At 68.1% G+C, this 4,377-nt stretch carries 3 protein-coding genes and 1 pseudogene; 3 read left to right on the top strand and 1 reads right to left on the bottom strand.

Annotated elements, in window-relative coordinates; all coding sequences use genetic code 11:
- Positions 1–219: 219 nt before the first annotated feature.
- Together ACTWPW_RS63130 and ACTWPW_RS63125 are read left to right on the top strand one after the other, a co-directional pair.
- The gene (locus tag ACTWPW_RS63130) at positions 220–705 is read left to right on the top strand and encodes a hypothetical protein (RefSeq protein WP_443174873.1); all 486 of its coding nucleotides are present in this window, start codon (positions 220–222) and stop codon (positions 703–705) included.
- 115 nt (positions 706–820) lie between these two features.
- Positions 821–2,312: pseudogene (locus tag ACTWPW_RS63125) on the top strand (ISKra4 family transposase).
- Positions 2,313–2,454: 142 nt separating this feature from the next.
- On the opposite strand, the gene ACTWPW_RS63120 reads toward ACTWPW_RS63125, so the two are convergent.
- On the bottom strand, positions 2,455–3,237 hold the full coding sequence (locus ACTWPW_RS63120; RefSeq protein ID WP_443174872.1) for an SDR family NAD(P)-dependent oxidoreductase: 783 nt from the start codon (positions 3,235–3,237) through the stop codon (positions 2,455–2,457).
- A 110-nt stretch (positions 3,238–3,347) separates the two neighbouring features.
- Between ACTWPW_RS63120 and ACTWPW_RS63115 the strand changes: the two genes are divergently transcribed.
- Entirely contained in the window at positions 3,348–3,755 is a 408-nt protein-coding gene (locus ACTWPW_RS63115) for a winged helix-turn-helix transcriptional regulator (protein WP_443174871.1), read from the top strand.
- The last annotated feature ends 622 nt before the right edge of the window (positions 3,756–4,377 follow it).

The raw sequence follows: 4,377 nt of genomic DNA, 5'->3' as shown, positions 1-4,377 counted from the left end.
CCCACTTCGCGGTGGATGACCTAGAGCGGGTGGTCGATGAACTCAACTCCAACGGCGTGGAATTCGAGCGGTACGGCGATTCTGCGAACGAGACCGGGGACAAGGGGATACACGATGCCGGCGATGGTGTAGCGGCCGGAGGCGCTGGCGCGGCGGCCGGTCGAATCCCGGGAACGGATCGAGGGTCTTCGCCAGCGTCTTGCCGAGGTGCAGTCGGAGTTGGATGCCGAGGAGCGGTGGCTTTCGGAGCTGGAAATCACCGTGAAGACGATGCAGAGGGTCCTGGGTGAGGAGCCTCGGATCGCCGGGCCGGTGCAGGTGAGCGACGACGTCGATGCGGTACCCCGGGAGGCCGCGCCGGAGACCGAGTCAGAGAGTGAGGCACCGGCTGAACCGGAACCGGAGCCGGAGGTGGTGCGGCGGGGTGTGACGCTGGTGCCGCGGTGGGAGCCGGGAGTGGAGATCGCGGTGTTGCCGCAGGCGTATCGGGATGTTCTGGATGTGCTGGCCGATGCGGGTGGGGCGATGCGGGCGGTGCGGATCTCATCAGCGTTGGGGCGGGGTGAGTCGGCGGCCAAGGTCGAGGGGCTGCGCGGCAAGCTCAAGCGGCTGCGCGAGCGCGGCTGGCTGACCGAGGACGAGCCGGGGATGTTCGCGCTGGCTGAGGCGGTGCGCGGGGCGGTTGGTCGGCATCTGGGCCAGTAGCTGGGCTGGTAGGGCGTCACCGGCTCGTCACCTTGGTGGCGATAGGCGGTGGTTCGTCCTTGCTGGGAGGTTCGTAGTTGCGACTCCAACGTTCCCGACCAGCAAGGACGATCCGGTGGAACCGTATGACGACGCCGTCACCGCTGACGAGTTTGCAACCTCGAGGAATTTGTTCGATCTCCTGGTCACCGACCTGTGTGATCCCGAGACGGGCGAGCTCACCCACGCCGACCTGGAAGAACTGTGCTTCCAGCGTGGCCGCGAGGTGGTGCGGCAGCTGCTGCAGGACCACCTGGACCTGCGGGCGCTGCGGGAGGAGGCCCGCTTGGCCGCTGACCATCCGGCCGGACGGCTGGAGAAGGACCATCGCCGGCTGCTGGCCACGGTGGTCGGCACGGTGAGCGTGAGGCGCTGCGCGATCCGCGCCCCGGGGCGACGCAACCGGTATCCGGCCGATGACCAGCTTGCGCTCCCGGCCGGGCGGCACTCGCACGGGCTGCGGAAGCTGGCCGTGGCCGAGGCGGTGCGCGGGTCGTTCGATGATGCGCACGCCGCCATCTCCGCCCGGTGCGGGAACGTGATCGGGAAACGGCAGATCGCCGACCAGGTGGTCGCGGCCGCCGCCGACATCGACGCCTTCTACGCCGCCCGCGTTCCCGAGCCGCGTACCGCCGACGAGCTGCTGATCATCCAGGCCGACGGGAAGGGCGTGGTCATGCGGCCCGCCGCGCTGCGGCCGGCCACCCGCAAGGCCGCCGCGGCCCACCAGGCCCGGTTCCGCACCCGGCTGGGCCTCCGGCGAGAAACCGCACAAGAGGATGGCTACGTTGGCGGTGGTGCATGACGCCGTGGCGGCGCCGCGCCGCCCCCACGATGTGATCAGTCTCGGCGGGCGCAGCGGCGACCGACCGGCGCGGGCCGGGCCGACCGCGACCGGCAAATGGATCTACGGGTCGGTCATCGAGCCCGCCAGCACGGTCATCAGCACCGCGTTCGACCAGGCCGAGGCCCGCGACCCCGGCCATGCCCGCACCTGGGTGGCGCTGGTCGACGGCGACCCGCACCAGATCCGGCTCCTGCGCGCCGAGGCCGCCCGCCACGACGTGGCGATCCACATCGTCTGTGATCTGATCCATGTGATCGAGTACTGCTGGCGCGGGGCGCGCTGCCTGCACGATCCCGACGACCCGGACGCCGAACAACAGGTGGCCGCCTGGATCCTCGGCCTGCTGGCCGGCAACCTCGACCAGGTCATCGACGATATGACCATCCGAGCCGTCGCCCTCCCTGCTGACCGGCGCGCCGGGCTGGACGCCGCGGCCGGTTACCTCTCCCACCACCGCGAGTTCCTGCGTTACGACCAGGCTCTGGAGCGGGGCTGGCCGATCGCCACCGGAGTGGTCGAGGGCACCGCCAGGCACCTGGTCGGCGACCGGTTGGAGATCACCGGCGCCCGGTGGGGGCTGGCCGGAGCCGAGGTCATCCTCAAGCTGCGAGCGGTCATCAGCAACGGCGATCTGGAGGCGTACTGGCTCTTCCACACCGCCCGCGAGCACCACCGCCTCCACCGAGCCCGCCACCAGCCAGAATACGCACTGACTGCCTGATCAACACAGCTCCCACCGCGTTCGAGTGCGCCCAGCAGGGGTGAGGACCTTGCTCGGCTGCCCTGTCCATCTGGTCGATCATCTGCCGGTCAGCGTACGGCCGGACTCCCTCGCCCAGAGTGCGCGAACTACCGGTCTGGGCTCAGGGAGCCGATGGGAACTGGGCGGGCAGGCCGTCCAGGAGCTGGCTCAGCAGCGGGTATCCGCCGTCAACGTGGATCACCTGGCCGGTGACCGTGGCGAACGCGCCGTCCACGAGCGCGGCGATCGGGCGGGCCAGGTCCTGTGGCCGCAGCAGTGTGCCGGTCACCGACCGCTCGCCGAAGTGGCGCCGGACGCCGTCGTTGAACACTTCGGCGGTGGCGTCGGTACCGACTCCGCCGGGCGCGACAACATTGACGGTGATGCCGTCCCGAATGGCCTCGCCGGCGACCTGCCAGGCGAAGGCGTTCAGGGCTGCCTTGGCGGTGGAGTGGGCAGCGCTGCCGATGACCAGCTTGGCCGCGGTGGCGGAGACGTAGACAATCCGGCCAGACCGCCGGTGGCGCATAACGGGCAGCACCCGCCGGGTCAGGTGATAGACGCCCGCCAGCTCAGCGCTCAACTTCGCCGCGAACGCCTCCCATGGCACCTGTTCCAGCGGACCGAACGGTGGCGCCGCGGTGTTGGCGTTGCCCACCAGCACATCGATCCGCCCGTGTTCGGAAACCACCCGATCCACCAGCGCGGTCACTTGAGCCTCGTCGGTCACGTCGGCCTGGATCGCCTGCGCTGCATCGACTTCTTTGGCCACCAGCTCCGCGGACTCGGCGTCGCTTCGATAGTTGACGATCACGTGATAGCCCAGCCGGCCCAGCTCACGCGCGGTCGCGGCGCCGATTCCCCGGCCGGCTCCGCTGACCAGTGCCACCTGCTTGTCGTTCATCCGTCTCTCCTGACTCGTCATACGAGGACGTGGGAGACGCTAGGTTCTAAACTAACCTTTTGTAAGTACGCACCTCGAAGTAAGCCCTGGAAATGGCGGTAGGTGGGCAGGTGGATCACAGCGACGCCCGGTGGATCAGTGACACGTTTCACAGCGACTGCCCGGGGCGGGAGGTGATGGAGCATGTCACTGGACGGTGGGTGCCGCTGATCCTGGCGGCCCTGGCGCCGGGGCCTATGCGCTTCTTCGAGCTGCGCCAGCGCATCGACGGCATTAGCGAGAAGATGCTGTCGGCCAAGCTACGGATCCTGGTCCGCGACGGGTTGGTAGAGCGCACGGTGGAGCCGACCACCCCACCGCAGGTCAGTTATGAGCTGACCGAGCTGGGCCGCGGCCTGTCCCGGCCGTTCGCCCAATTGGTCCGCTGGATCTCGACGCACACCCCGGACGTCATCGCGGCTCAGCAGCGCTACGACGAAACCGTCGATCCCATAAGCCAGGTGGGTTCGAGTCGATAGCACCGCCGCTGACGACGAGGACGTCCCGTCCAGCCTGCGCAACCGCAACATCACGGCGCTATCTCCTCGTTCAGCGCGAGGACCTGACGGTGCTCGTCGCCAGCGGAACCTTCCCCGACTAACCGACGAGAGCCAACCCCTTCTCAACCGCGAACACCAAGCCCACGACCAGGACGACCCTGCTCTCACCACTTGATCGCCAAGGTCACCGAGTTCGAGCTACACCCAGCTGGACTTGGGAAGGGTTTGGAGCTCGACCAGCTCCCGGCCGCGGGTGACGATCGGTTCGTAGCGCTCCTGGATGACGTGCCCGATCATGGCCAGCATAGTCCGCGCTCCCCTCGCATGAGACGTGCGAGAGGAGCGCGGAATGCGGTCCATCGACACATAGTATGCACTTGCTCGCGAGGCGTGACAGTCCCTGGCAGATAAGATCTTTTTCCTCACTCAAGCGCAATCCAAGATCATTTAGGTGGATTGACGACACCCTCTCCTCTTGACTCTGTCGGGGATCTTGTTCGCTGCCGGGTCAGCTGGCGGCTGGCCAGGAACGCAAGCGGGGGTGCCTTGCTGGTCGAGGTAGTCCTGGAAGGCTGTCGGCGGTCGTGGGGGCGCGCTTTCT

It is taken from the genome of Nonomuraea sp. KM90 (genome assembly GCF_052246675.1).
Lineage (GTDB): Bacteria > Actinomycetota > Actinomycetes > Streptosporangiales > Streptosporangiaceae > Nonomuraea.
Note: the sequence above shows the minus strand (reverse complement) of the source record. Positions and strands in the feature narration are given on the sequence as shown.

Bases quoted from the DNA above. Each gene is read 5' to 3' on its own strand.
- ACTWPW_RS63120 (WP_443174872.1), bottom strand. From the start codon at position 3,237: ATGAACGACAAGCAGGTGGCACTGGTCAGCGGAGCCGGCCGGGGAATC.